Origin of the sequence: Pedobacter planticolens, from assembly GCF_014172375.1 — a bacterium.
Taxonomy (GTDB): Bacteria; Bacteroidota; Bacteroidia; order Sphingobacteriales; family Sphingobacteriaceae; genus Pedobacter; species Pedobacter planticolens.
The window spans coordinates 105,800-130,328 of sequence record NZ_WNXD01000002.1 but is presented as its reverse complement, the minus strand read 5'-3'; the positions used below and the strand labels follow the sequence as shown (position 1 = coordinate 130,328).

Sequence of the window (24,529 nt, the reverse complement as noted above, 5' to 3'; positions counted from 1 at the left end):
ACACTATAATTTTTGTTTTGGTTTCAATATTTTCGTTAATAAGTTTTCTTGCAGGACAACAGGGGTTTATAACGAATTTAATTAACGAATATATTACATTTCCGGCTTCTTCGAACCTATGGTTAACTCGGTTTTATACTGTTTTAACGTATCAGTTTTTTCATGCTGATTTCTTTCATGTTTTGTTTAATATGTTGTGGTTGTATTGGATGGGACAACTGTTCTTAGATTTTTTAAAACCACGCCAATTTCATTTTGTATATTTTGCCGGAGGTGTTTTTGGCGCAATATTTTTTGCCTTAATATATAATGTTTTACCAGCTTATAAATCATTTGCTGATAGCGCCATTTTAATCGGGGCATCAGCCTCAGTAATGGCAATTTTTACAGCCATAACAACTTTGGTCCCAAATTTTAGCATTCATTTATTGCTAATTGGTCCAATTAGAATCAAATATCTTTTGGCCGTATACATCTTCTTAGATATTATAGCCATAGAAAAATTTGATGGTGGAAGTCTCTCACATTTAGGAGGTGCATTATTAGGGTTTATCTACATTAAATTATTGCAGAATGGAACAGATATTACCAAAATATTTGAGCGAAAACCAAAACTGAAAGTAGTTCGAAATGAAAATGTAAAAAAACAAGAGTTCGTTGTTAATCAGAAAGAAATAGATGCGATATTAGATAAAATTTCTAAAACTGGATACGATAAATTAAGCAGAGACGAGAAAGAAACTTTGTTTAAGGCAAGCAAGAATTAATGAAAAAAAGTAAATTAACCTTTTTCGATAAACTGATTATTTTTATAGCACTAATAGCTGCTGTAGGCTTAGTCTGTGGAGCACTTGCCGGTAAAAATGATCCTCGAGAACATATCGTTTTAGCTTTTTTCGGATTAGCGTATCCTTTTTTTCTATTGGCAAACGTAATTTTATTACTGTGGTGGGTTTTACGTAAAAAATGGATTTTTTCTCTACTAACACTTGTTATAATTGGCGCTGGTTGGCATTCATTAATCGCCACATTTGGTCTTTTCGGCAATGCTGGAAAAAATGAAAAAACGGAAACTAGTTTAATTAGAGTAATGACTTATAATGTGCATAATTTTAAGCCCTATGGCGAAGAAATAACGCAAGAAGTTAAAGAAAAGATGTTGGGAATAGTTAAGGCACAAAACCCTGATATCATCTGTTTTCAAGAGTTTTATAGTCGTTATAAAGGGCCATACGATACGGTTGATAGTTTAATGAAATTATTAGATACGAAATATTATTACTTTCAACCTACCATGAAAAGCCAGTCGGAAGCTATTGGTTTGGCTATTTTCTCCAAGTATCCAATAAAAGATAAGGGTAATATTGTTTTTAATCCAGATGCAGGAAATGAAAGTATTTTTGTTGATTTGGAAATTAATGGTCAACCTTTAAGAGTTTATAATGTTCACTTACAATCCATTTCATTTGGAAGAGAAGATTATAACTATTTGGAGAAAATTACCAAAGAGATGGATGCAGAAATGAACTCCTCGAAAAGAATTTTAAGGATGTTGAAAAGCGCTTTTAAAAAACGAAGTTCACAAGTTGATTTAGTGAAGGCACACATGAAAACTTGCACCACACCTTATATAATTGCTGGCGATTTTAATGATACGCCAGCGTCTTATGCTGTTACTAAAATGACAGATTCGCTTAATAATGCTTTTATTAAACAAGGACAGGGATTAGGAAGAACTTATAATGGTAAATTTCCCAATTTTCAAATCGATTATATTGCCACCACTAAAGATATTGAGGTTACAAATTATCACATTATCCAAGCTAAATTATCCGATCATTTTCCTTTACGTAGCGACTTGCGCTTAAAAACAACTAAGCACTAATGTTGGCTTCATCTATCTATTAAACGCTTTTTATTTACATTTACAGCATGAAACAAGATCTTCAATTATACAATACCATTTCACGAAAAAAAGAACTATTTAAACCATTAAACGCCCCACATGTAGGTATGTACGTGTGCGGACCAACAGTTTATAGTGATGTGCATTTGGGTAATTGTCGCACTTTTATTTCATTCGATTTAATTTTCAGATACTTAAAATATAGTGGATATAAAGTTCGCTATGTAAGGAATATAACCGATGCTGGCCATTTAGAAGGAGATAGAGACGAGGGCGATGATAAATTTGCAAAAAGAGCCAAACTAGAGCAATTGGAACCAATGGAAATTGTTCAGAAATATACATTAGGTTTCCACGATGTGATGCGAGTGTTTAATACCTTGCCGCCAAGTATTGAACCAACTGCAACCGGGCATATTATCGAGCAAATTGAAATGATAAAAACAATTATCGATAATGGTTATGCTTATGAAGTTGATGGAACCATATATTTCGATGTAGAAAAATACAGTCAAAAATATAACTACACCATTTTAACCAACAGAAATTTAGAAGATATGTTGGCAAATACCAGAGAGTTAGGCGGACAAGACGATAAACATGGCAGATTAGATTTTGCGCTTTGGATTAAAGCTAAACCAGAAACGTTGATGCAATGGGCCTCGCCCTGGGGCATGGGTTTCCCGGGTTGGCATATCGAATGTTCGGCAATGAGCGCTAAATATTTAGGTCAGGAATTCGATATACACGGTGGCGGAATGGATTTAGCTGCAACACATCATACCAATGAAATTGCGCAATCTGAAGCTTGTAATCATCATCAACCCGCAAAATATTGGATGCACACGAATATGTTAACGGTAAATGGTACGCGTATGTCTAAATCGGCAGGTAATGGGTTCTTGCCAGGAGAATTATTTACAGGTAATCATCCGCTGTTGCGTAAAGGATATAGCCCGATGACGGTTAAGTTTTTCATGCTTCAAGCACATTATCGCAGCACACTAGATTTTTCTAATGATGCTTTAGATGCATCCGAGAAAGGTTTTAGAAGATTAATGAATGCGGTTAGCTTATTGCCAAAACTTACAGCAAGCGATAATAGTGAGGTAGAAATTGATCCGCTCCGAATGAATTGTGAAAATGCAATGAACGACGATTTCAATAGTCCTGTGGTAATTGCAGAATTATTTGAAGCTGTCCGAATTGTGAATACTGTTTATGATGGTGCTTTAAAAATTTCTGCAACAGAATTAGATAAATTAAAAACCTTAATGCAAGATTTTATCTTCGATGTTTTTGGTCTGAAAGATGAAGATGCCAGCAATACAGAGCTAAATGAGGTTTTAGATATGGTAATCGCACTGCGAAAAGATGCCAAAGAAAATAAAGATTATGCAACTTCTGATATGATTAGAGTTGGCTTGCAAAACATCGGCATTCAATTAAAAGATAGCAAAGACGGAACAACTTGGAGTAAAAGTTAAACAATATCAACAGAAACATATTGAAATCCGTACTAGAAACTATTTATAAAGAAAAGCCATCCACATAATGTGTAATTGTTAATTACTTTTTAGGAAGTCTTATCGTTCAAATCATATATTCGCAACACTATTTTACTTATCATGATGAAAAAGATTATTTATTCAGTTTTAATTGCCACAATTAGCGTGAGTGCATTTGCGCAAAAATCAGATGGCACAACCAAATCTTTGGTAAACGCAGAAAAAGCATTTGCAGAAGAAGCAATTAAAGATGGAACAAAAGCTGCATTTAATAAATATGCAGCATCCGATGCGTTGGTTTTTAGACCAAATCCTGTAAATGCAAGAACTTTTTATGCTACTGCACCAGATATGAAAAATTTAAACTGGACACCAACTTTTGCAAGAGTATCGAGAAGCGGAAATTGGGGTTTTACAAGTGGAAATTACGTAGTTAACGGAGAGAAAAAAGCTTATGGACATTATCTTTCTGTTTGGAGAGTGGAAAATGGCAATTGGAAATTCATTTTAGATTTAGGTGCTGAAACGAACAAGCCTTTAAATAAAACAACAACAAGTTTTGCAGAACCTAAAGACCATTTTATTCCAAAATATACCACAGAAAAGGAATTAAAAGCAGGTAGAGAAGTTATTCTGACTACAGAAAAAACATTAAATACTACGTTGAAATCATATGGGGCAAGTGCTTTTTCGGGTTTTTTAAATAAAGATGCACAATTGATGTTTCCAGGAACCGAAACAATTGTTGGAAAAGAAAATATTCAAGCATTTAATAATAGAATGATTGATAAAATTAGTTTGAAAACAACTTCAGCTGATAAAGCATTAGGGGGAGATTTAGCCTATACGTATGGTGTGGCTACTGTAGATTATAAAACTGATTTACGAGAAAGTTTTCATTATGTATTTATCTGGGAACGTCAATCTGATGGAAACTGGAATATTATGAGCCAAATTTTTACTTTGGCAGAACGTTAACCAAAATAACCAAATATAAATCTTAAGGATTTTGGCTTTGCTGAAATCCTTTTTTGTTGGTTTATGTTTGTGCGATTATCAGAACCGAATAAATTTTAAAATTTGGCGTTATTATTGACTACAACTCAACTATGAAAAAACACCTACTATTAATTTCATTATTAAGTATTTCTCTGAGCGTTTTAGCTCAACAAAAATTCGATGTGCAAGGTCATCGCGGTGCTAGAGGAATCATGCCAGAAAATACAATTCCAGCAATGATAAAAGGATTGCAACTAGGTGCTACAACCTTAGAAATGGAGATTGTAATTTCTAAAGACAAAAAAGCAGTAGTTTCTCAAGAACCTTATTTTAATCACGAATATAGCTTAACACCTGATGGAAAATCAATCTCATTAAAAGACGAAAAAAAATATAACATCTTTAAAATGGATTATGAAGAAGTAAAGAAATTCGATGTAGGTAGTAAAATCCATCCTCGTTTTCCTGGTCAGCAAAAAATTAAAGCCTATAAACCTTTATTGGGAGAATTAATAGATTCCGTTGAAACGTATGTGAAACTGAATAAATTGGCAAAACCAGATTATAACATCGAAACTAAGCTAATCCGCAAAGGTGATGTTGAATTTCAGCCAAGTCCAGAAGAATTTGTAGATATCATCATGGAAATTGTGAAAAAGAAAAAGTTAGAAAAACGCGTGATTATTCAGTCTTTTGATATTCGTACATTACAATATCTGCATAAAAAATATCCTAAAATGCGTACTTCATTAGGCATAGATGAAAAGGAAGATTTTGAAAATAATATTAAAGATTTAGGATTTAACCCAACCATTTATAGTCCGTATTCTGTTTTAGTAGGTAAAAACTTAGTGGATAAATGTCATGCTGCGGGTGTGAAGATTATTCCATGGACGGTAAACTCAGTAAAAGATATTGAGTACATGATGAACCTTGGTGTTGACGGAATTATAACGGATTATCCCAATTTAATGGGGCAGTTGAAATAGGCTAAAATAAATCTTTAATAATCTGTTCGATAGATAAACCTTCAGCCTCAGCTCTGTAATTACGCACAATTCTGTGTCGTAAAATAGGTTCTGCAACTGCTTGAACATCTTCAATATCAGGAGCATATTTGCCAGAAATAGCTGCATGACATTTAGCGCCTAAAACTAAAAACTGTGATGCTCTTGGTCCAGCACCCCAAGAAACATAATTATTAATTGTTTCTGAAGCTAATGCAGTATTTGGACGAGTTTTAGCAGCTAGTTTAACAGCATATTCCAATACATTATCAGTCACCGGAATATTTCTAATCAGTTTCTGAAAATACTGAATTTCTTTAGCGCCGATAATTTTCTCTAGCTTAACCTCTCTATTGCTTGTTGTGTTTTTTACAATTGTTAATTCATCAGCAAATGCTGGATAATTTAACTGAATATTAAACATAAAACGATCTAACTGTGCTTCTGGAAGTGGATAAGTTCCTTCCTGTTCAATAGGATTTTGAGTAGCTAAAACGAAGAAAGGTTGAGGTAAAATGTGAGTATGACCCGCTGCGGTAACCGCTTTTTCTTGCATGGCTTCTAATAAAGCAGCTTGCGTTTTTGGCGGTGTACGATTAATCTCATCTGCCAAAATAATATTAGAAAATATTGGGCCTTTTATAAATTTAAAGTGACGATCTTCTCCTAAAATTTCTGCTCCAATAATATCACTGGGCATTAAATCTGGTGTAAACTGTATACGATTAAAATCGAGGTCTAAAACATTTGATACAGTTTGAACTAGTAATGTTTTTGCCAAACCAGGTACGCCAACCAATAAACAATGCCCATTGCTAAAAATCGCAATCAAAACAGATTTTATGATTTCATCCTGCCCAATAACAACTTTACCAATTTCGGCTTTAATGTTTTTAAAGGACTGGTGTAGGGCATCTACGGCTTCGACCTCGTTATTAAACTGCATTCTTTATTTCTTATCCTTATTAACCCAAAGTTTCATCTCATCACAAGTTGCAAACTCATCATCAACCCTAATATAAGTAGTTTCTTTGCGTTTTTGGAACCATTCGCTCATTACACGAGCTTCTTTTTCTTTTTGAGCTCGCTCTTTAAATTTAGGATAATCTTGATCTAAATTACCTTTATGAGGAGGTATTTTAGATTTCAATAAGAATATTTTATAACCTTCTTTTCCATCTTGTGCACTGTTAAATGCAACAGGTTTAGAGATGTTGCCAACTTTCATAGTATCAATTACAACAAACACAGCAGGGTCTATTTTTTCTACTGGAATAAAAGTTGTTCTTGAAGTTTGGTTATCTGCATACAACATCATACCGCCATTGTATTGAGTTTCCTTATTATCTGAATACAGCGAAGCAGCAGAAAAGAAAGGTAATTTTTTATCGTTAATGTCTTTGTAAATACTATCTGCTTTTAGTCTCACTCGCTCTAAACTTGCAGGAGTAGTTTGTGGCCTAATTAAGATATGTCTTGCATGTACTTGCTCACCACGACGCTCAATTACTTGTAAAATATGGTAACCATTTTCAGTTTCGAAAACTGGAGACATGTCGCCAGCTTTTAATTTAAATGCCCAAGCAGTAAATTCTTTCACCATCATCGTTCTATCAAAAAAGCCTAAATCTCCACCTTCTGATGCCGAACCTGGATCTTCAGAATACGTTTTAGCTAAGAAACTGAAATCTTCACCACTTTTAATACGTAATCTAATCGCATCAAGCTTATCGAAATATTTTTGTTTTTCTGCTTTAGTTAATTTTGGATATAAAGCAATCTCACCAACTTCTACTTCAGTACCAATATCTGGCAAACTATCTTTTTTATACGTATCGAAATACTTTTTAACCTCTAACGGAGTAACGTTCGTGTTTTCAGTAATTTTTGCTTGCATTTTCTCAGCAATTAAACCTTCTTTAATGTCTGGTCTCATTTCATCTTTGTACTGCAATACAGATTTTTGAAGAAATTGTTCTAAGCGCTCTTGTCCACCCATACGTTGTATCTGGTAACGCATGCGTTTATCTAGCGCATCATCAACTTGGCTATCATCAACCATAATTGAATCTATTTCTGCTTGTTGTTTTAATAATTTTTGAACCAACATTTGTTGCAAAAAATAACATTTTGCTTTTTCATCTGCCGGATTACCTTGATTCAAATAAATAGCATATTGTTGATTTAAATCAGATAATAGGATAATATTACTTCCTACCACAGCAACAACTTTATCGAGGTTTGTTTTTTGAGCTTGTACATTTAAAAACAGACACATTAAACCGCCTGCTAATAATAAAAATTTCTTCATTCTTTTTTTGTTCAATTGTATTTCTATTGCAAAGTTAATATTATTCGGCGCATAGCTAATTAAAGCTTGGCCAGCTTTCTCAGTTCGTCTTCGTTAACTTTTACCGTGTATTTTGTTCTTAATGTTTTAATCCATTCGTTTTCTAAGCTTTGCTGATAATCTGCAGTAACTTGCCCACGCACATCATCAAAACTTTTACCACTGTAAGCGTTCACATTTTTGTTGTAAAATTCTTCAATTGCGGCTTCGCTATCTTGTATTTTACTCCAAATCTTTTTTTCGGATATGTTAAACATCAAAACGCCTTCCCTGTATTCGTTCATAATAAAATTATACTCGATATTTTTTGGGGAAGTCTTTTTTTGAGCTTTTAAAGCATTTTCGTATCCGTTAATTTCTTTTTTATAAGCAGTATCAGCATCTAAATTCATTACTCTTGCCTCAGTAACCTTTAATTTAAAATTTAGGTAAAGATTTAGGTAAGACGCTAAATCCTGATAAGTTGCAGTTGCAATACCCGCATGATTTTTCTTATAAACCCACATAAACTCCTTGCTGCTTATAGATTTCCCATTAACAGAAGCAACATTTTGTGCAAATGTAATGCAGGTAAAAAAACATAAAATAAAAATGCAACAGACTTTTCTCACAAAAGACAACAGCTATATAATTTTAATGGATAAAAGTAACAATTTAAGGCGCTATAATAAGATATTTAACTAATTTTAACAGAAAATAATTTTCATTAAAAAGATAAGATGGCCAACCAACTAACAAGTAACGCCGAAGCTTTGCGTTTATTTTTTACCGACGATATTTATTTGGTGAAAGATGATAGTCAAATTGCTTTTGCAGAGCCTGTTATGATAAAATCTGAAGTTGTCCCAAAGGAAACTGTTATTACGTCAATAATGGAAGTAAACACAGTTGAAGATTTACCTCTTATCGTGGAAGAACCCAAACCAATTCTAAAAAGGAATTTTAACTTCGAGTTTTTGGGTAAAAATCAAAAAGGCATTCTGATTTTAGTAAATGATAACGTAAATAAAGTGAGTTCTGAGCAAGGAACAGAGCTATTACGAAAACTGGTAAAAGCCATCGAACTCACAAATAATGACTTTGCATTGGTCAACTATTCGAAGTATAATGATGCAACTTTTGAAGATTTAAGTGAATTTTTTAATTGCCAGTTAGTATTGTCTTTCGGTGTTGAAACGCAGCAATTGGGTTTAGCTACACAACCTTTACATCAATTGTTAAATTTAGGTGATACACGATTAATTTTTACCTCGAATTTGCATGATTTAGATAGCGATCAGGCTAGTAAAAAAACATTGTGGACAAGTTTACAGCAGTTAAAGAATGGCTAATCAATTAGTTTTTGCTACCAATAACGCCCATAAAACACTTGAGGTTAGCGAATTGTTAGCGCCTAAATATGAGGTTTTAAATTTAGCAGGTATTGGTTGTGATGTAGATATTCCAGAAACTGGAAATACATTTGCAGAAAATGCAACTTTAAAAAGCACCTACGTAGTAGAGAATTATCATATCGATTGTTTTGCTGATGATAGTGGTTTGGAAGTTGAGGCTTTAAATAATGAACCTGGAATTTATTCGGCAAGGTATAGTGGCGCCAGAGGCGATGCAGAAAACATGAAGTTTTTACTTCAAAAAATGGAGGGCATAACCAATCGTAATGCCCGATTTAAAACCGTTATTTCTTTAATCCAAAATGGTGAAAACCACCTTTTTGAAGGCGTAATTTATGGCAAATTAAGAACAGTTCCAGTCGGAGAAAAGGGTTTTGGCTACGATCCGATATTCGAACCAAAAGGCTATTCTATTACGTTTGCTGAAATGGAAATGGAACAAAAAAATAAAATCAGTCACAGAGCGTTGGCTATGCAAAAACTAATTGCTTTTTTGCAAGAAAACTAAGTCCTATTAATTTACAGATTGAATTTTCGTTTTAGTTGTATCAACTTTTACTGGAGAGACAACAGCAGGTTTAATTGGTGTTGTTCTCCCTTTACTCGGATCTTCTACCACTGGTTTTTTAGCTGGTAAAATTGGTTTTATGCCAGATGGATCACGTCCAATTACTTTTACTGCTGATTTTGTGGTAGTGGTTTTGGATGCAACTTTAGCTGCTGGTTTACCTTTAATAATATCAGCTTTGCTAACCGGCCTCAATTCCGGCTTCCAAATAAAACCTGTTAAAAGTGTTTCTTTCGGTAATTTATTAATAGGATTTGTTGCGCCTTCGGCCTCTTTAATGTACAAAATGTCTGTTAGCTCTTTGTCTTTAAATAGAAATTTAATTCGACTACTCACAGATTGATTCATGTTATCGTATTTGCCTTTATCATCTTTAGAATAGTAAATGCTTTCGGCATTGCCATCCACATACATGTTTCTCATTTCCCCATCCTTAAAAAAGCCTGTAATTTTCTTCCCTTTTACCTGATTAAATTTGGTAGAATCTGTTTCTACGTTTACCAAAAATCCGTTTTGTAAAACTTGAAAACTGTGAATTTTATCATTCTTGAAAAAAACGTGAATGGTATCACCTGTTTGTTGTGTTCCTTCCGACCATAAAATGGGATTTTTATACCAACGTAAAGTAGAATCTGCTGCTGTATAAAACAATGAATCGGCTTTTGCCTGCATATTAGATTTAAAAACTCTCACATTGTGAAATGCTTTAATAACCCGAGTTCTAACCGTATCTGCAGGATTAAAAACTGCAACACTATCTTTTTTAAGCGGATTAGTACCTGCAATTTTCGGTTTAACTCCATTTACAGCAGTCGAAATTGCTTTTTTATCATCTGATTTTGCTGCAATTTTTTTATCCGTTTTAACAGAATCCTTTTTACTCAGAACTATCGTTTTATTTTGGACAGACGCCAGCGCAACGGCTTTTATGCTATCTGCTTTTAAACTATCGGTACTAATTTTAACTTTCGTACTATCCAATAATTTTGGTGGTGGGGGATTGTTTTTTAAATCTTTAGCCTTTTGTTCGGCTAGTTTTCTTTCTTTTTTGCTCAGTTTTTTCGTGTCAGGATTTGCAACAATAGGTTTTTTCACTGCTTCAGTTGCAGCTGCTGCTTTTCTAGCTTCAACTTTTTCTTTCTCCTTTTCCTGTTTTGCTTTTTCATCTTCTGCACCTACCTCATTATCTTTCTGAATAATGGGTTTATTCAACAACTTTAAAGTATGTTGTAAAACTTTCTGCGTTTCTAACGTATCTGCTCCAAGCCATAAAGTATCAGGTATTTTCTTATTATTCACCGTAATGGAATCTTTCGTTCCCATCCCGAAATACGCATTTTTGGTCACTACTGCACGTTCATCCGCTTTGTAATATTCACCTAATTGTCCTCGTAAAAGCGTTCTGTCAGAAGTATCAATAAATACAATATTCTTTACAGCCTTGCCGTACCCGATTTTACCGTAATAATATAAACTATCACCTTTTAAAGATTTTGTATTTTGTGTATATAGATTTTTTTTACCGAAATACGCATTTTCACTTTTGGTGTTGTAAGCACCATCTTCAGTATATAAATTATCGTCTTTTCCTTTAATATTTGTTGGACCGTAAAAATAAGTCCAATTGGTAAGCGTGTTGTAACGTAGTGTATCAGACTTGATAGTGCTTTGGGGCGTAACAACTACAACATTATATCTAAAAAAAGCATCCTTTGAGCTGGCAAAATACCACCCTCTTTTACTAGTAAGAACTACGTCTTTATTTACAATTTTACCACCAGTACTATATTCTCCAATTCTGGTAGCCATGTTGTAATCCAAAATATTGGTAGTTAAAGTCGAAGTTGGGTCAATCATTTTTACATTACTTGATAAATGCGCCTTTTTTGCATTTCCATCATAATTTAAAAAATCAGAGTAAATATTAACTGTATCACCTTGGTTAATGTGAACATTTTTAAAAGCTTCAAAATAATTTCGATCTTTATAAAAAACGGCACTATCAGATCTTAAAGTAGCATTGTCTTGTCTAAAAACTGGATTTATAACATAGTTTACATTTGTTTTAGTGTCCACGGTCAAACGATCAGAGGAAACTAATTCAATTTTAGTCCGCTGTTGCGCAAACAAAATGCTCGGGAAGAGTAATAAAAAGAAGAAAAAGCGTAATTTCTGCACTTTACAAAGTTATGTTTTATTTTTTTTTAATGTTGTAAGCTTATCACGGTTAAATTAAATATTTTTGAAACATGTTACCGCTACAGCAGTTTACAAATTACATCAAAAAAAATGCCCTTTTCTCTGCACAAGATAAAATCTTGTTGGCGGTAAGTGGCGGTAAGGATTCGGTTTTGATGGTTCAGCTATTTAAACTCGCTGGTTTTCAATTTAGTATAGCGCATTGTAATTTTAATTTGCGGGGAGATGAATCTCAACGTGATGAGGCTTTTGTAAAACTCTTAGCAACAACTTTAGAAATACCTTTTCATGTAGTACATTTTGATGCGAAAACCTATGCCAATGAACATCAAATATCAATTCAGATGGCTGCTAGAGATTTGCGTTATCAATGGTTTGAAACTATTAGACAAGAAAACAACTATGATTTTATTGCTTTAGCGCATCACCAAAATGATTCCATCGAAACATTATTGCTTAATTTAACACGTGGCACAGGCATAAGTGGCATGCATGGTATTTTACCCAAAAGGGATAAATTAATAAGGCCATTATTGTTTTTATCGCGACAACAAATTGATGAGTTGATAAAAGAAAACGACATCAACTTTGTTGAAGATAGCTCAAACGAAAGCACAAAATATGCTCGCAATAAAATACGCTTAACCGTTATTCCGCAACTGCGGGAAATTAACCCAAATTTAGAACACACTTTTGCCCAAAATATAGCTCGCTTTGCAGAAACTGAAGAAGTTTTACAAGGTGTAATTGTGCAAACTCGTAAAGAAATTGCAAGAGAAATTGATGGTGTAGTTTATTTTTCAATTGAGAAAATTAATGCGCTAAAACCTCAAAAATTAATCTTTTTCGAGTTGTTAAAACCTTATCATTTTACCGATGGCGTAGTTGATGAAATTTTAGAATCGTTAACAAAACAAAGTGGGACATCATTTTATAGCCACACCCATCGTGCAACTATTAATCGTAATGATGTAATGATATCGGCTTTGCCTAGAGAACAAACGCATGCAAATCATTTTATTCACCCAAAAGATGAACGAATTTTAATAGAAAATCAGCAAGTTTTAATTGCTTACACTACTTCAAACGCAGTAGAGGATAATCGAAATAAAGCGTTTATAGATGCAGATAAGTTGATATATCCGCTTATTATTCGTTTTAAACAAGATGGAGATCGATTTATGCCATTAGGGATGAAACAATATAAAAAGTTAAGCGATTTTTTAATTGATAATAAAGTACCATTGCCACAAAAAGAAAAAATTCCGCTACTAATTAATGGGAATGGAGAAATAATTTGGGTTGCAGGTTTACGGCAAGACAATAGATATAAAGTGAATGCAACAACAAAAAAAGTTGCTATATTCGAATTGTTAAATGTATAATGGATCATAAAAATATCTATATCGAAAAACAGTACATCGGCCGCGATTATATCCGAATCTGTATTAGGCTCGTAATGGCAGCTTTTTGTTTTGGCGCCTATGTGTATGAGCGTGATCGGGATAATACTGTAGACCTTTTTTTGGTAGTTGGTTTCGGAATTATTGGCGTTTCTATTATCCTTTTGTTTCTTATTCAATATAAAATACGCATTGAAAATAAAAGTGTAGTAATTGATGGGTTGTGGACAGCTAAGAAAGTAAAAATAGATTTGAACAGTATTATAAAAGTGCGCAAAGCGACGTATAGCAACTTTATGTTCAATAATCCGGTGTATAATTTACATAAAAAAGGAAGCATTCGCTTTTATTCATCAGGTAAAGATGCCATTGTTTTAACCGATAGAGATGGGTTAGAATATTTTATTGGCACTCAACGTCCTAACGAAATGTATTTGGTGATTCAAGAAGAAATGAGAAATTAATTTTCTTTCCCTACATCATTTTATTCAACATCAATTTTATTACCAATAGATAACACAAATTAAATAAGATATAGGTTAATTTGCTTTTGTAAAACTTACGGTTTACATTTTATAAAATTATTGATGAAAATAGGAATTGTTTGTTACCCTACATTTGGTGGAAGCGGTGTTGTTGCTACCGAATTAGGTAAAGCTTTGGCGAATGAAGGCCATCAGGTTCATTTTATCACGTATAGCCAACCAGCTCGACTAGATTTTTTCTCGGCCAATTTGTTTTACCACGAAGTTTCGGTAAGAGATTATCCATTATTTGATTATGCTCCTTACGAATCTGCTTTAGCAAGTAAATTGGTAGATGTTGTTCGCTTTGAGCAATTGGATATTTTACACGTGCATTATGCCATTCCTCATGCTTCGGCGGCATTTATGGCTAAACAGATTTTAGCAACTTTCGGTATTAATATTCCGTTTGTAACCACGTTACATGGTACAGATATCACCTTGGTAGGTAAAGACGCAACATATAAACCTGTGGTAACTTTTTCTATCAATCAAAGTGATGGTGTAACTACAGTTTCTCAAGATTTAAAAGAAGATACCTACAAACACTTCGAAATTGAGAAAGACATTAAGGTAATTCCGAATTTTATAGATTTTAACCGATTTAGTTTAAAACCTAAAGATCATTTCAAAAAAGCAATCGCTCCAAATAACGAACGTATTTTAATTCATACTTCTAATTTTAGAAAAGTAAAACGTACTGAGGATGTGATTAAGATGTTTCAAAAAGTCCAGGAGAGAATTCCTTCTAAATTACTAATGGTAGGAGATGGACCTGAACGTACTGCAAATGAACAATTATGTAGAGAACTAGGTATTTGTGATAATGTTCGGTTTTTAGGTAAACAAGATGCTGTTGAGGAAATTTTATCGGTTTCAGATTTGTTTATTATGCCATCAGAATCTGAAAGTTTTGGTTTGGCAGCTTTAGAAGCTATGGCTTGCAAAGTTCCAGTAATTACATCTAACGCTGGCGGTTTGCCAGAGTTAAATATCGACGATTATTGTGGTTACATGTGCGAAGTAGGCGATATTGAGGATATGGCGAATAAAGCAATCACTATTTTAAGCAATGAAGATACGTTGAACTATTTTAAAGAAAACGCGTTAAAAAGAGCTCAAGATTTTGATTTAAAGAAGATATTGCCAATGTACATTGATTACTATAAAGAGGTTATAGAAAAATCTTTAGTAGCGAATTAATCTATTTACTAAAAATCAGACAAACTGGTACACCCACATTAATTCTTTTGCCGCTATCTTTTAGTTTTCCAGTAATTTTATTCCGATTAAAAATTACAACATCATTGGTATATTGATGTGCCACTAACACATGATTTCCGCTTGGATCTATTGCGAAATTTCTAGGACCTTTGCCCAACGTGCTTACTCGTTCTACAAATTTTAACATCCCAGTGGGAAGAATAGCAAATACAGAAATTGTATTTGCATCACCACGATTTGTTTCATATAAAAACTTCCCATCGGGAGATACATGAATATCTGCTCCATCTATTTTTCCAGTAAAATCTTTTGGAGAAGTAGCGATTTCTTGAATTTTCTTCAAACTTCCATTGAAATAATTAAATGCAGTAATACTTCCATTAAACTCATGGGTCAAATACGCAAATTTCTCATTCGGACTAAAAGTTAAATGTCTTGAACCAGTACCTGCGTTTGTTTTAATGACAGTTTTTATGGTTAATATCTTATCAGGACTTGCAGAGTTGTAGTTATAAATGTAAATAAGATCTTCACCTAAATCATTACATATTAAATAGTTATGATCTGGTGTAAATTGAACCTGATGTACATGAGCACTTTCTTGTCTTTTTTTAGGATCTATGCTTTTGCCAGTATGCTGAATGATTTGTTTGGCATCAGTTAAAGATCCATCCGCATTGCGGCCAAAAACTGAAATTGTACCTCCACTATAGTTTGCCAAAATCACATTTCTATCATCAAGAGAAATAAAACATGGATCAGCACCTTCGGAAGATTTTTTATTAAGAAAAGATAAATCTCCACTTTGTGAATTAAAACTAAAAGCACTTACGGCGCTATTTTTACCATCTTCATTTACACTATAAACGAATTTTTTATTATTGCTAACAGCTAAATAACTCGGATTAATAACGTTTTTAGCAATACTTTTTAAGTTGGTTTCTGCTGTTTGGCTATTATAATTATAAACGTAAATCCCTTCGCTATTGCCTTTATTGGTATATGTTCCAATTAGCAAATTATAGTTTTGTGCTTGAGCTTGAAAAGTTAGAAAAACAGCTAATAAAATGAAGAAATATTTTTTCATGGTAAATGGATTTCAATTTTAGTGCAAAGTACGCAAAGAAAAAAATATGCAAAACAAGATTTTCGATTTAGCTAAAAACACAAAAGTCGCTAGTACTAACTAACGACTTTTGAGAATTTCCGCTTTTCGGATATATTATTTTATCAAATGTTTAATCTGAATTAATTCATGTTCTTCTAAGAAACGCCATCTGCCGCGTGGCAAATCCTTTTTAGTCAAGTTGCCATAAACTACACGGTCAAGTTTAACTACATCGTATCCTAAATGTTCAAATATTCTACGCACAATACGGTTTTTACCACTGTGAATTTGAATACCAACTTCACGTTTTGTAGCTCCGGCAACATAAGAAACATTGTCTGGCTTAATTAAACCATCTTCTAATTCTAAACCAAATTGAATTTTATTGAAATCGCCTTGACTTAAACTTTTGTTTAATTCTACATGATAAATTTTAGTGATACCATTTTTTGGATGCGATAATTTATCGGCTAATTCTCCATCATTGGTCATTAAAATCAACCCTGTTGTATTTCTATCTAAACGACCAACTGGATAAATGCGCTCACGACTCGCTTTTTCTACCAATTGCATTACCGTTCTACGCTCTTGAGGATCGTCGGTAGTTGTGATATAATCTTTAGGTTTGTTTAATAAAACGTAAACTTTCTTTTCGCGTTTTAGTAATTCGCCATTGTAACGTACTTCGTCTTTGTAAGGATCAATTTTATGGCCTAATTCAGAAACTGGAGATCCATTTACAGAAATTACTCCTGCTTCAATTAATTCATCCGCCTTGCGACGAGAACAAATACCTGAATTAGCGATATAACGATTTAAGCGAATTAAGCCATCATCTTCTTTTGGTTCAGGAGTTTTTCTCGCTCTAGTTGTAGGTGCTACGCGTTCGCCACGATCTTCTTTGCCTTTATAGCCTCCTTCGTCGCGTTTTCTGTACGGGCGACTATCTGTACTTCTAGATGCGCCACTTTTTCTATCTGCAAACTTAGATTTATCGCCGTCGGTTATAAAATTATCTTTTTTAACGTAGCTGCGTTTGCCTTCAGTAGATTCATCTCTCGAACTGCCTTCTTTATATGCTTTTGGTTTGTAACCAGAATTACCACTTTCTTTTTTCTCCCAAGGTTTAAAGCCGCCTTTACTATCGGTTTTAGGTTTAAAATCTTTTGAGGCTCCTTCTCTATCTGTTCTTGGTTTGAAGTCTTTTCCAGATGATGGTCTTGGTGAGTATGGTTTAGAATCACCATCTCTTGGTGTTCTTGGTTTGTAGTCTTTTGATGCGCCATCTCTATCTGATCTTGGTTTAAAATCTTTTCCAGATGATGGTCTTGATGAGTATGGCTTTGAATCGCCATCGCGAGATGCTCTTGGTTTATATTCCTTTCTGTCGCCAGTAGCAAAACCAGGTTTGCGTTTTTCTTTATCGTCTTTTTTGTCAAAGCCAGAACTTTCTTTTCCGTCTTTGTCGCTAAATCTACTTTTGGGTTTATCAGTGCCTGCAGGTCTTCTGCTTGTACTTCTATCGCCCGCCTTGGACTTGTCATCGCGACTGTTCCTGTTATTGTTTTTTATCATGATACGCTTTTAGCCACATAAAATATGCGGGTGCAAATTTAATAAAAATGTATCAATGTATTTCGTAAAAATTGAGCTAAAATAACAAAAAAGAAATCTGCGTTTAAGTAGGTTTAAACCTTGATTTTGATAGGAAAACACGTAACTATTTGATAATTAGATAAATGTATTGTACCTTTGCCGATACAAATATAATTGTTCACCAAAAAAAGGAGGAAGATGATAAAGAAACACCTCATTCCATGTACGGTAATTTTAACATTACTGGTTATGGCAAAAGTGTTTGCTTATAAGCTGCCAGAAGTAAAAACAAGTCTAAAGAAAGACAACAATACCACCATAAAAAAAGAAGCTGAAGAGCCAGCATTTACATTAGCTCAACTAGAATTTGCAGATGAAAACTTGCCTTCGGGCGATGCAAGGATTAACGGTAAAATGAAGAGAATTTTAGCTTCTTATGCCTACCAGAATCTGCAAACCAATCGTTTACACCGCAAAGCCGCAGAATGGTTTCCAATTATTGAACCGATTTTAGCAGCCTATGGCATCCCGAACGATTTTAAATACATGCCTTTAGTAGAATCAGGTTTACAGAGCGGTACGTCTCCAAAAGGCGCATCGGGTTATTGGCAATTTATGCCAGGAACTGCTCGTACTTACGGATTAAAGGTAAATGGCAACGTAGATGAACGTCAAAACTTGAGAAAATCTACTATCGCAGCTTGTAAATATATTAAAGAGCTATATGGTATTTTTGATAGCTGGACTTTAGTCGCAGCGGCTTACAATGTTGGCGATGTCCACATGAAAAGACAAATCAACAAGCAAAATCAAGATAATTATTTTAAAATGAAATTGAATCGTGAAACAGGTGGATATGTTTACAAACTCATTTCAATGAAAGAAATTCTTGAAAACCCAGCTCGTAATGGTTACAGAAGTCAAAAAGCATTAATTGCTTATACCGAATCTCAACCTACTACAGTAGAATAAGATTTCGAGACTTAAAATTATTAAAGCCATTCGCAGTACGCGGATGGCTTTTTTGATTCTTTTATGGGTACTGTCATTCAGAGCGCAGCGAAGAATCTCATTCGATAAATTGCTAAAATAGATTCTTCGCTGCGCTCTGAATGACAAATGTTTACTATTTTAGTCCCATGTCGCTGCAAAAACTCCGTGTTATTTCTGTAAGTAAACAAGCTGCCGAAGTTTTAACTATAAATTTCGGAACCTTAAACGGCGAAAAGCTGAATTACAAAGCAGGTCAGTTTTTGCCATTAGTTTTTCAGGTAAACGGAAAAGAGTTGCGACGTTCTTATTCTTTTTGTAGTTCGCCAGATGTAGAAGAACCAATTTCTATTGCTGTTAAATTAGTAGAGAATGGAGAGATTTCAAGGTTTATCCATCATCAAATAGCCATTGGCGATACAGTAGAAATAGCAAAACCAAACGGACAATTTATTTATCAGCCAGATGGTGAAGTTAAAAGAACAGTTTTTCTATTTGCTGCCGGAGTTGGAATTACACCACTTTTATCAATTTTGAAAACGGCATTGGTTACCGAAATCTATTCTAAAATTGTATTAATTTACAGCAGTCGCTCTGCTGAAGACACCTTGTTTATAGAAGAAATAGCGAAATGGCAAGTAGAGCATTCGGCTAGATTAAAAGTTATTCACTTGTTTAGTAATTCGAAAAATCTATTTAGGGCAAGATTAAACGGTTTTCTCATCAACCAGTTGGTGAAAGAAAATATGGAATTTGACGCTAAAGATGCGTTGTTTTATACTTGCGGGCCAGTAGATTACATGGATGTTTGTCGTATTACATTGTTAGGCGCAGGTTTTAAACCAAATCAAGTTAAGCGAGAAACATTTGTACTGCCAGAAGATGAGGCTGATGAAGATGATGGAACAGAGAAAATAATTGATAAGAATACGTATTCAGTTAATTTACATTTTAAAGGAGAAATGCATCATTTGCTAGTTCCTTGGCCTAAAAGGATTTTAGAAGTTGCACTCGAAAATAAAATTGATTTACCTTATAGTTGTAGTGGTGGCGTTTGTAGTACGTGTACAGCAACTTGTATTTCTGGTAATGTGAGAATGGATTACAATGAAGTTTTAACTGATGATGAAGTTGCCAAAGGCAGAGTTTTGGTGTGTACAGGGCATCCTACAGTTAATGAAACGACGATAACTTGGGATTAGGTTTTTTTAACCACATAGAAACATAGTCAACATAGAAAGCAAATAGCTATGTATAAATACGTGGTAAGATTACAACCTTCTCTCTGGTAATGGAACAAAATCAGTTTCTCCTGGCACTGGCGGATATTCTTGATTTAACCATTTCGTTTTAGCTTCTTCAATTAATTCTTTGCTTGAGGCTACAAAATTCCAATAGATAAAACGTTCTTCGGGGAAAGGTTCGCCACCAAAAATGTAGATGGTAGTATTTGCTTGCATGATAAACTCACAAAGTGAACTTTCTTTCGCTACTAATAATTGTTTTGGCTCGAAAGTGTTTCCATCGTTTTCAATAGCACCTTCTAAAATATAAATTCCACTTTCGCCAAAAAGTTCATCGCCAATTTTTACTGTTATACGAATTGTACTTTTCAATTCTACTAAATACAAAGGACTATAAACTGGAATTGGAGATTTATGTCCTAAAACTTCACCTGCAATTAATTTATATTGAACTCCGTTATTTTCCCAAGTTGGGATTTCATCCGCCTCTGCGTGAAAAAATTCGGGCTCCATTTGCTCTAAATCTTTTGGCAAGGCTACCCAAATTTGTAAACCATGCAAGGCTTTAGTAGAATGACGAAGGTATTCTGGAGTTCTTTCTGAATGAACAATCCCTTTTCCAGCTGTCATCCAATTTACTTGACCGGCTTTAATTTCTACTTCAGTTCCTAAACCATCTTTGTGCATCACATTACCTTCAAAAAGGTAAGTGAGGGTAGATAAACCGATATGCGGATGCGGTGGAATGTCTAAATTTTTATGGTCACTCATTACGGTTGGACCCATGTGATCGATGAAAGAAAAGGGACCGACCATTCTTTTTTCTCTGAAAGGCAACAATCTGCCAACCATAAAATTGCCAATATCACTTGGCCTTTCTTCAATAATGAGCTTAATATTTGACATGTTCTTTTTTTATTTAAAGATAATAATTTGGATTGTATAAATCTATATCGTAATATTGCAATATTAAAATATAAAACAATGGGCGCATCTAAAACGGAACACTTTACACAAAAGCAAAATGAAATTGCTGCACTAATGAAGGCGTTGGGTCATCCCGCTAGGGTTGCTATTATTGATTATTTGTTGACGGTTGATACTTGTATTTGCGGAGATATTGTAAATGAATTACCATTGGCGCAACCAACGGTTTCTCAGCATTTGAAGGAATTAAAAAACGCTGGATTAATTAAAGGAAATATAGAAGGGAATGCGATCTGTTATTGTATTGATGAAGAAACATTCGCTAAGTTTCAAAATTTCCTGTCGGAGGTTTTTGGGAAAATTAAAGTGCAAAAGAATAACTGTTGTTAATTTAAATTACTATAAAATGAAATTATCAGAAATTAAAACTACGCTAACTACAGCTGAGGCTGTGAATTTTATATTGGAAGATGGGACTTTGGTACCTGAGCATTTTCATGTAACTGAAATAGGTGTGGTGAGCAAACACTTTATTGATTGTGGTGGAACGGTTCGTACAGAAAAGAAAGCTAATTTCCAGTTGTGGGATGCTAATGATTTTGAGCATCGCTTAAAACCAGGTAAACTATTAAACATTATTGGGCTATCTGAAAAGGTTTTGGGAATGGAGGATTTGGAGATAGAAGTAGAATACCAAAATGATACAATTGGTAAATACGGATTGAATTTTAACGGAAAGGATTTTGTATTGACAAGTACTCGAACGGCTTGTTTAGCGAAAGAAGCCTGCGGTGTTCCGGCAGAAAAGCAAAAAGTAAATTTGGTTCAATTTCCGACTGCAAATGTTTGTGCACCAGGTGGCGGTTGTTGTTAATTGTTAAGCATGAAGAAGATATTAGTGCTTTGCACTGGCAATAGTTGTCGTAGTCAAATTGCAGAAGGTTATTTGAGGTATTTTGCAAAGGGTAAAGCTGAGATTTACAGTGCTGGAATTGAAACGCATGGTGTAAATCCTAAAGCTATTGCTACTATGGCGGCAGATGGAATTGATATTTCTAACCATACTTCCAATAACATTGATGAATATAGAACTGTAGATTTCGATTATGTGATCACGGTTTGTGATAATGCGAAAGAGAATTGTCCATTTTTTCCTAGCAAAGCGAAGAAGTTTCATTACAATTTTCCAGATCCTGCTAAGGCGAAGGGAACTGAAGAAGAAATTGTAGCGGAGTTTAATAGAGTTAGGGATTTAATTAAAAGTTATTGTCATCGCTTTATAAAAGAAAACCTCATCCAAAATTAATTGAATGAGGTTTTCTTTTCGTTACTCTGAACTTGTTTTACTGTGTGGCTTTCCGCTTCGCTACAGCTTAGAGTCTATGTTTGGAAAGATGCTGAAATGAATTCAGCATGACGGGTTATTCTTCTTCTTTAGCTTCTACTAAACCAGGTACATCTACCATTTCGTTTACATCGGCTTGGTAATTTACGCCAGCTACATCAAAACCAAATAGGTTTAAAAAATCTGTTTTGTAACCTGCTAAATCGCCTATGGCTGGTAAGTTTTCTGTTGTAGCGTCTTTCCATAGGGTAGCTACACGAGCTTGTACATCATCACGCATTTCCCAATCATCAATTCTGATGCGGCCTTCTTGATCTACAGGAACATCACCATTGGTGTATAATCTATCTTTAAATAATCTGCCGATTTGCTCAATACAACCTTCATGAATACCTTCTTCTTTCATTATTTTATATAATAACGAAATGTATAAAGGGATTACAGGAATTGCTGAACTTGCTTGTGTAACTAAGGCTTTGTTTACCGAAACGTAGGCTTTTCCTTTTAGGTCGGCTAGTTTATCGGTGATGGTAAATGCAGTTGCTTCTAAGTGGTTTTTTGCCATGCCAATTGTTCCTTTGCGGTAAACTGCTTCGGTTACGGCAGGGCCGATGTAAGAGTAGGCAACTGTTGTAAAGCCATCGGCTAATAGTTTTTCTGCTTTTAAAGCATCAATCCACATGCCCCAATCTTCGCCACCCATTACGGCTATTGTGTTTTCTATTTCTTCTTCGTTAGCTGGCTCGATAGATACATCTGAAACTATGCCTGTATGAAAATCGACTGTTTTATTGGTAAATGAACCGCCTATAGGTTTTAAAACTGAACGATGTGTAATACCTGTATTTGGGTTTGTTCTTACTGGCGATGCTAAGCTGTAAATGATTAAATCGATTTGACCTAAATCTGCTTTGATTAGATCGATGGTTTGTTGTTTTACTTCGTTTGAGAAGGCATCTCCGTTAATGCTTTTTGCATATAAACCTGCTTTATTAGCTTCGGTTTCGAATGCTGCGGTGTTGTACCAACCTGGTGATGCGGTTTTGCCTTCTTTTGGTGGTTTCTCGAAATAGACACCTATTGTTGAGGCACCTGAGCCAAATGCACTTGTAATTCTGGATGCTAAACCGAAGCCGGTTGATGCACCAATTACGAGTACTTTTTTAGCGCCATCAATTGGGCCTTGAGATTTGATATAGTTAATTTGATTAATTATGTTTTGCTCACAACCTTTTGGGTGTGCGGTTAAACATATAAATCCTCGCATTCTAGGTTCAATAATCATAATTTTTTAAAGCTATTACTTAAAAATTAACGCTGGTTTAAGTTGGCAGCGTTCTATTCTTCAAAACTATCCTTAATTTCTTTCCATTCCAAATATATAGTTCATTAGTTCATTTGGTTCAGTTGTTTATTGGTTCATTAGTTCATTGGGGTGTGGTGGGTTTATTGGGGTTTTATTAGATCAGTTGGTTGAAGCCAAAGCAATTAATATTAAAGTGCGTGGTATAAGCGGGGGTAGTGTTGGTGTTTGCAGAATGGTTTATTGCAGTTTCGGAATATACTATTGCTGTTTCGGAATGGACTGTTGCAGTATCGGAATGGATTGTTGCAAGTTCGGAATGTACTGTTGTAGTATCGGAATGGATTGTTGTAGTTTCGGAATGGGTTGTTGTAGTATCGGAATGGATTATTGCAGTTTTGGAATGGACTGTTGCAGTTTCGGAATGTTTTACTAAAGATCCTTCACTTCGGCAACGCTCAGTGCAAGCTCGCTCAGGATGATAACCGTTTTAACCCATAGACGAATTGCAGGTGTTGGTTTGTTGCACTGTTTTTGGTTTATTAAACCCGATTGAAGTGGAAATACTTTTTGTGTTGCATCATCTTGTTGTTGAATTGCACTGTTTAAAGGTTTCTCGGCTGCGCTCGAAATGACGGAAGACGTTGATGCAAAAAGATTGTAACGGAAAGCGGGGCTTGCTTAAATAGGTGTTACTGTGTTGGCTTTTCGAATTTTATTTACCACAGATGAACACGGATTGAATAGTTTATTTTACCACCTTAGACACCTAAGAGAATCTTAGCTGGTGATTTATTTAACCACAAAGACGAGAAAAGATTCGGATGCATAGAGATTCTTCGCTGCGCTCTGAATGACAAATTTTTTTAGACAAAAAACTGTGTTTTAACTAGTGAAGATCAATAGCTTTTGTGCTTAAAAATCGTTATTTTTG

The 24,529-nt window shown here is 34.4% G+C and carries 24 protein-coding genes; 16 read left to right on the top strand and 8 right to left on the bottom strand.

Features of this window, described 5'->3' with window-relative positions; genetic code table 11:
* Positions 1-17: 17 nt before the first annotated feature.
* From GM921_RS09290 to GM921_RS09270, 5 genes are all read left to right on the top strand, one after another.
* The gene (locus GM921_RS09290; RefSeq protein ID WP_235969814.1) at positions 18-767 is read left to right on the top strand and encodes a rhomboid family intramembrane serine protease; all 750 of its coding nucleotides are present in this window, start codon (positions 18-20) and stop codon (positions 765-767) included.
* Entirely contained in the window at positions 767-1,885 is a 1,119-nt protein-coding gene (locus GM921_RS09285) for an endonuclease/exonuclease/phosphatase family protein (protein WP_182922372.1), read from the top strand. Before GM921_RS09290 ends, GM921_RS09285 begins: the two co-directional genes overlap by 1 nt.
* 47 nt (positions 1,886-1,932) lie before the next feature.
* On the top strand, positions 1,933-3,393 hold the full coding sequence (cysS, locus tag GM921_RS09280; protein WP_182922371.1) for a cysteine--tRNA ligase: 1,461 nt from the start codon (positions 1,933-1,935) through the stop codon (positions 3,391-3,393).
* Positions 3,394-3,537: 144 nt separating this feature from the next.
* Positions 3,538-4,392 (top strand): nuclear transport factor 2 family protein, encoded by an 855-nt coding sequence (locus tag GM921_RS09275; RefSeq protein WP_235969813.1) that lies wholly within the window; start codon positions 3,538-3,540, stop codon positions 4,390-4,392.
* Between the two features lie 131 nt (positions 4,393-4,523).
* A complete protein-coding gene (locus GM921_RS09270) occupies positions 4,524-5,402 on the top strand; it encodes a glycerophosphodiester phosphodiesterase family protein (RefSeq protein ID WP_182922369.1) in 879 nt (292 codons plus the stop codon).
* A 1-nt stretch (position 5,403) separates the two neighbouring features.
* On the opposite strand, the gene GM921_RS09265 is transcribed toward GM921_RS09270, so the two are convergent.
* The 3 genes from GM921_RS09265 to GM921_RS09255 are packed head-to-tail and all read right to left on the bottom strand — an operon-like array spanning position 5,404 to position 8,276.
* Complete coding sequence (locus tag GM921_RS09265) at positions 5,404-6,366, bottom strand: AAA family ATPase (protein WP_182922368.1); 963 nt, start codon at positions 6,364-6,366, stop codon at positions 5,404-5,406.
* 3 nt (positions 6,367-6,369) lie between these two features.
* Positions 6,370-7,731 carry a peptidylprolyl isomerase gene (locus GM921_RS09260; protein ID WP_182922367.1) on the bottom strand — a complete coding sequence of 454 codons (1,362 nt, stop codon included), beginning with the start codon at positions 7,729-7,731 and terminating at the stop codon, positions 6,370-6,372.
* Positions 7,732-7,790: 59 nt separating this feature from the next.
* A complete protein-coding gene (locus tag GM921_RS09255) occupies positions 7,791-8,276 on the bottom strand; it encodes a hypothetical protein (RefSeq protein ID WP_235969812.1) in 486 nt (161 codons plus the stop codon).
* Between the two features lie 213 nt (positions 8,277-8,489).
* Between GM921_RS09255 and GM921_RS09250 the strand changes: the two genes are divergently transcribed.
* Positions 8,490-9,101 carry a hypothetical protein gene (locus GM921_RS09250; protein ID WP_182922365.1) on the top strand — a complete coding sequence of 204 codons (612 nt, stop codon included), beginning with the start codon at positions 8,490-8,492 and terminating at the stop codon, positions 9,099-9,101.
* A complete protein-coding gene (gene rdgB / locus GM921_RS09245) occupies positions 9,094-9,672 on the top strand; it encodes an RdgB/HAM1 family non-canonical purine NTP pyrophosphatase (protein ID WP_182922364.1) in 579 nt (192 codons plus the stop codon). The genes GM921_RS09250 and rdgB overlap by 8 nt, the downstream gene beginning before the upstream one ends.
* 6 nt (positions 9,673-9,678) lie before the next feature.
* On the opposite strand, the gene GM921_RS09240 is transcribed toward rdgB, so the two are convergent.
* Positions 9,679-11,910, bottom strand: coding sequence for an OstA-like protein (locus GM921_RS09240; protein ID WP_317170972.1), 2,232 nt, complete (start codon positions 11,908-11,910; stop codon positions 9,679-9,681).
* Positions 11,911-11,981: 71 nt separating this feature from the next.
* Between GM921_RS09240 and tilS the strand changes: the two genes are divergently transcribed.
* The 3 genes from tilS to bshA all read left to right on the top strand — a co-directional run bounded on the left by tilS (position 11,982) and on the right by bshA (position 15,061).
* A complete protein-coding gene (gene tilS / locus GM921_RS09235; RefSeq protein ID WP_182922363.1) occupies positions 11,982-13,316 on the top strand; it encodes a tRNA lysidine(34) synthetase TilS in 1,335 nt (444 codons plus the stop codon).
* A complete protein-coding gene (locus GM921_RS09230; RefSeq protein WP_182922362.1) occupies positions 13,316-13,798 on the top strand; it encodes a hypothetical protein in 483 nt (160 codons plus the stop codon). The genes tilS and GM921_RS09230 overlap by 1 nt, the downstream gene beginning before the upstream one ends.
* A 123-nt stretch (positions 13,799-13,921) precedes the next feature.
* Entirely contained in the window at positions 13,922-15,061 is a 1,140-nt protein-coding gene (gene bshA / locus GM921_RS09225) for an N-acetyl-alpha-D-glucosaminyl L-malate synthase BshA (RefSeq protein WP_182922361.1), read from the top strand.
* 1 nt (position 15,062) lies between these two features.
* Here the strand turns inward: bshA and GM921_RS09220 are convergent, their stop codons facing one another.
* Entirely contained in the window at positions 15,063-16,169 is a 1,107-nt protein-coding gene (locus GM921_RS09220; protein WP_182922360.1) for a lactonase family protein, read from the bottom strand.
* Between the two features lie 135 nt (positions 16,170-16,304).
* A complete protein-coding gene (locus GM921_RS09215; protein WP_182922359.1) occupies positions 16,305-17,765 on the bottom strand; it encodes a pseudouridine synthase in 1,461 nt (486 codons plus the stop codon).
* 219 nt (positions 17,766-17,984) lie between these two features.
* Here GM921_RS09215 and GM921_RS09210 point away from each other — a divergent pair, with 219 nt between their 5' ends.
* Entirely contained in the window at positions 17,985-18,758 is a 774-nt protein-coding gene (locus tag GM921_RS09210; RefSeq protein WP_182922358.1) for a lytic transglycosylase domain-containing protein, read from the top strand.
* A 167-nt stretch (positions 18,759-18,925) separates the two neighbouring features.
* Entirely contained in the window at positions 18,926-19,978 is a 1,053-nt protein-coding gene (locus GM921_RS09205) for a ferredoxin--NADP reductase (RefSeq protein ID WP_182922357.1), read from the top strand.
* 69 nt (positions 19,979-20,047) lie between these two features.
* Here the strand turns inward: GM921_RS09205 and GM921_RS09200 are convergent, their stop codons facing one another.
* On the bottom strand, positions 20,048-20,926 hold the full coding sequence (locus tag GM921_RS09200; RefSeq protein WP_182922356.1) for a pirin family protein: 879 nt from the start codon (positions 20,924-20,926) through the stop codon (positions 20,048-20,050).
* Positions 20,927-21,004: 78 nt separating this feature from the next.
* On the opposite strand from GM921_RS09200, the gene GM921_RS09195 reads away from it, so the two are divergent.
* The 3 genes from GM921_RS09195 to GM921_RS09185 are packed head-to-tail and all read left to right on the top strand — an operon-like array spanning position 21,005 to position 22,253.
* Positions 21,005-21,337: an ArsR/SmtB family transcription factor gene (locus tag GM921_RS09195; RefSeq protein WP_182922355.1), complete on the top strand. Its 333-nt coding sequence runs from the start codon at positions 21,005-21,007 to the stop codon at positions 21,335-21,337.
* A 16-nt stretch (positions 21,338-21,353) separates the two neighbouring features.
* A complete protein-coding gene (locus GM921_RS09190) occupies positions 21,354-21,821 on the top strand; it encodes a DUF6428 family protein (RefSeq protein WP_182922354.1) in 468 nt (155 codons plus the stop codon).
* Between the two features lie 9 nt (positions 21,822-21,830).
* Positions 21,831-22,253, top strand: coding sequence for an arsenate reductase ArsC (locus tag GM921_RS09185; RefSeq protein WP_182922353.1), 423 nt, complete (start codon positions 21,831-21,833; stop codon positions 22,251-22,253).
* 115 nt (positions 22,254-22,368) lie between these two features.
* On the opposite strand, the gene fabV is transcribed toward GM921_RS09185, so the two are convergent.
* Positions 22,369-23,577 carry an enoyl-ACP reductase FabV gene (gene fabV, locus GM921_RS09180; protein ID WP_182922352.1) on the bottom strand — a complete coding sequence of 403 codons (1,209 nt, stop codon included), beginning with the start codon at positions 23,575-23,577 and terminating at the stop codon, positions 22,369-22,371.
* Between the two features lie 239 nt (positions 23,578-23,816).
* On the opposite strand from fabV, the gene GM921_RS09175 reads away from it, so the two are divergent.
* Entirely contained in the window at positions 23,817-24,077 is a 261-nt protein-coding gene (locus GM921_RS09175; RefSeq protein ID WP_182922351.1) for a hypothetical protein, read from the top strand.
* Positions 24,078-24,529: the final 452 nt, after the last annotated feature.

Bases quoted from the DNA above. Each gene is read 5' to 3' on its own strand.
- GM921_RS09285 (WP_182922372.1), top strand. From the start codon at position 767: ATGAAAAAAAGTAAATTAACCTTTTTCGATAAACTGATTATTTTTATA.
- cysS (WP_182922371.1), top strand. From the start codon at position 1,933: ATGAAACAAGATCTTCAATTATACAATACCATTTCACGAAAAAAAGAA.
- GM921_RS09275 (WP_235969813.1), top strand. From the start codon at position 3,538: ATGAAAAAGATTATTTATTCAGTTTTAATTGCCACAATTAGCGTGAGT.
- GM921_RS09270 (WP_182922369.1), top strand. From the start codon at position 4,524: ATGAAAAAACACCTACTATTAATTTCATTATTAAGTATTTCTCTGAGC.
- GM921_RS09265 (WP_182922368.1), bottom strand. From the start codon at position 6,366: ATGCAGTTTAATAACGAGGTCGAAGCCGTAGATGCCCTACACCAGTCC.
- GM921_RS09260 (WP_182922367.1), bottom strand. From the start codon at position 7,731: ATGAAGAAATTTTTATTATTAGCAGGCGGTTTAATGTGTCTGTTTTTA.
- GM921_RS09255 (WP_235969812.1), bottom strand. From the start codon at position 8,276: ATGTGGGTTTATAAGAAAAATCATGCGGGTATTGCAACTGCAACTTAT.
- GM921_RS09250 (WP_182922365.1), top strand. From the start codon at position 8,490: ATGGCCAACCAACTAACAAGTAACGCCGAAGCTTTGCGTTTATTTTTT.
- rdgB (WP_182922364.1), top strand. From the start codon at position 9,094: ATGGCTAATCAATTAGTTTTTGCTACCAATAACGCCCATAAAACACTT.
- tilS (WP_182922363.1), top strand. From the start codon at position 11,982: ATGTTACCGCTACAGCAGTTTACAAATTACATCAAAAAAAATGCCCTT.
- GM921_RS09230 (WP_182922362.1), top strand. From the start codon at position 13,316: ATGGATCATAAAAATATCTATATCGAAAAACAGTACATCGGCCGCGAT.
- bshA (WP_182922361.1), top strand. From the start codon at position 13,922: ATGAAAATAGGAATTGTTTGTTACCCTACATTTGGTGGAAGCGGTGTT.
- GM921_RS09220 (WP_182922360.1), bottom strand. From the start codon at position 16,169: ATGAAAAAATATTTCTTCATTTTATTAGCTGTTTTTCTAACTTTTCAA.
- GM921_RS09215 (WP_182922359.1), bottom strand. From the start codon at position 17,765: ATGATAAAAAACAATAACAGGAACAGTCGCGATGACAAGTCCAAGGCG.
- GM921_RS09210 (WP_182922358.1), top strand. From the start codon at position 17,985: ATGATAAAGAAACACCTCATTCCATGTACGGTAATTTTAACATTACTG.
- GM921_RS09205 (WP_182922357.1), top strand. From the start codon at position 18,926: ATGTCGCTGCAAAAACTCCGTGTTATTTCTGTAAGTAAACAAGCTGCC.
- GM921_RS09200 (WP_182922356.1), bottom strand. From the start codon at position 20,926: ATGTCAAATATTAAGCTCATTATTGAAGAAAGGCCAAGTGATATTGGC.
- GM921_RS09195 (WP_182922355.1), top strand. From the start codon at position 21,005: ATGGGCGCATCTAAAACGGAACACTTTACACAAAAGCAAAATGAAATT.
- GM921_RS09190 (WP_182922354.1), top strand. From the start codon at position 21,354: ATGAAATTATCAGAAATTAAAACTACGCTAACTACAGCTGAGGCTGTG.
- GM921_RS09185 (WP_182922353.1), top strand. From the start codon at position 21,831: ATGAAGAAGATATTAGTGCTTTGCACTGGCAATAGTTGTCGTAGTCAA.
- fabV (WP_182922352.1), bottom strand. From the start codon at position 23,577: ATGATTATTGAACCTAGAATGCGAGGATTTATATGTTTAACCGCACAC.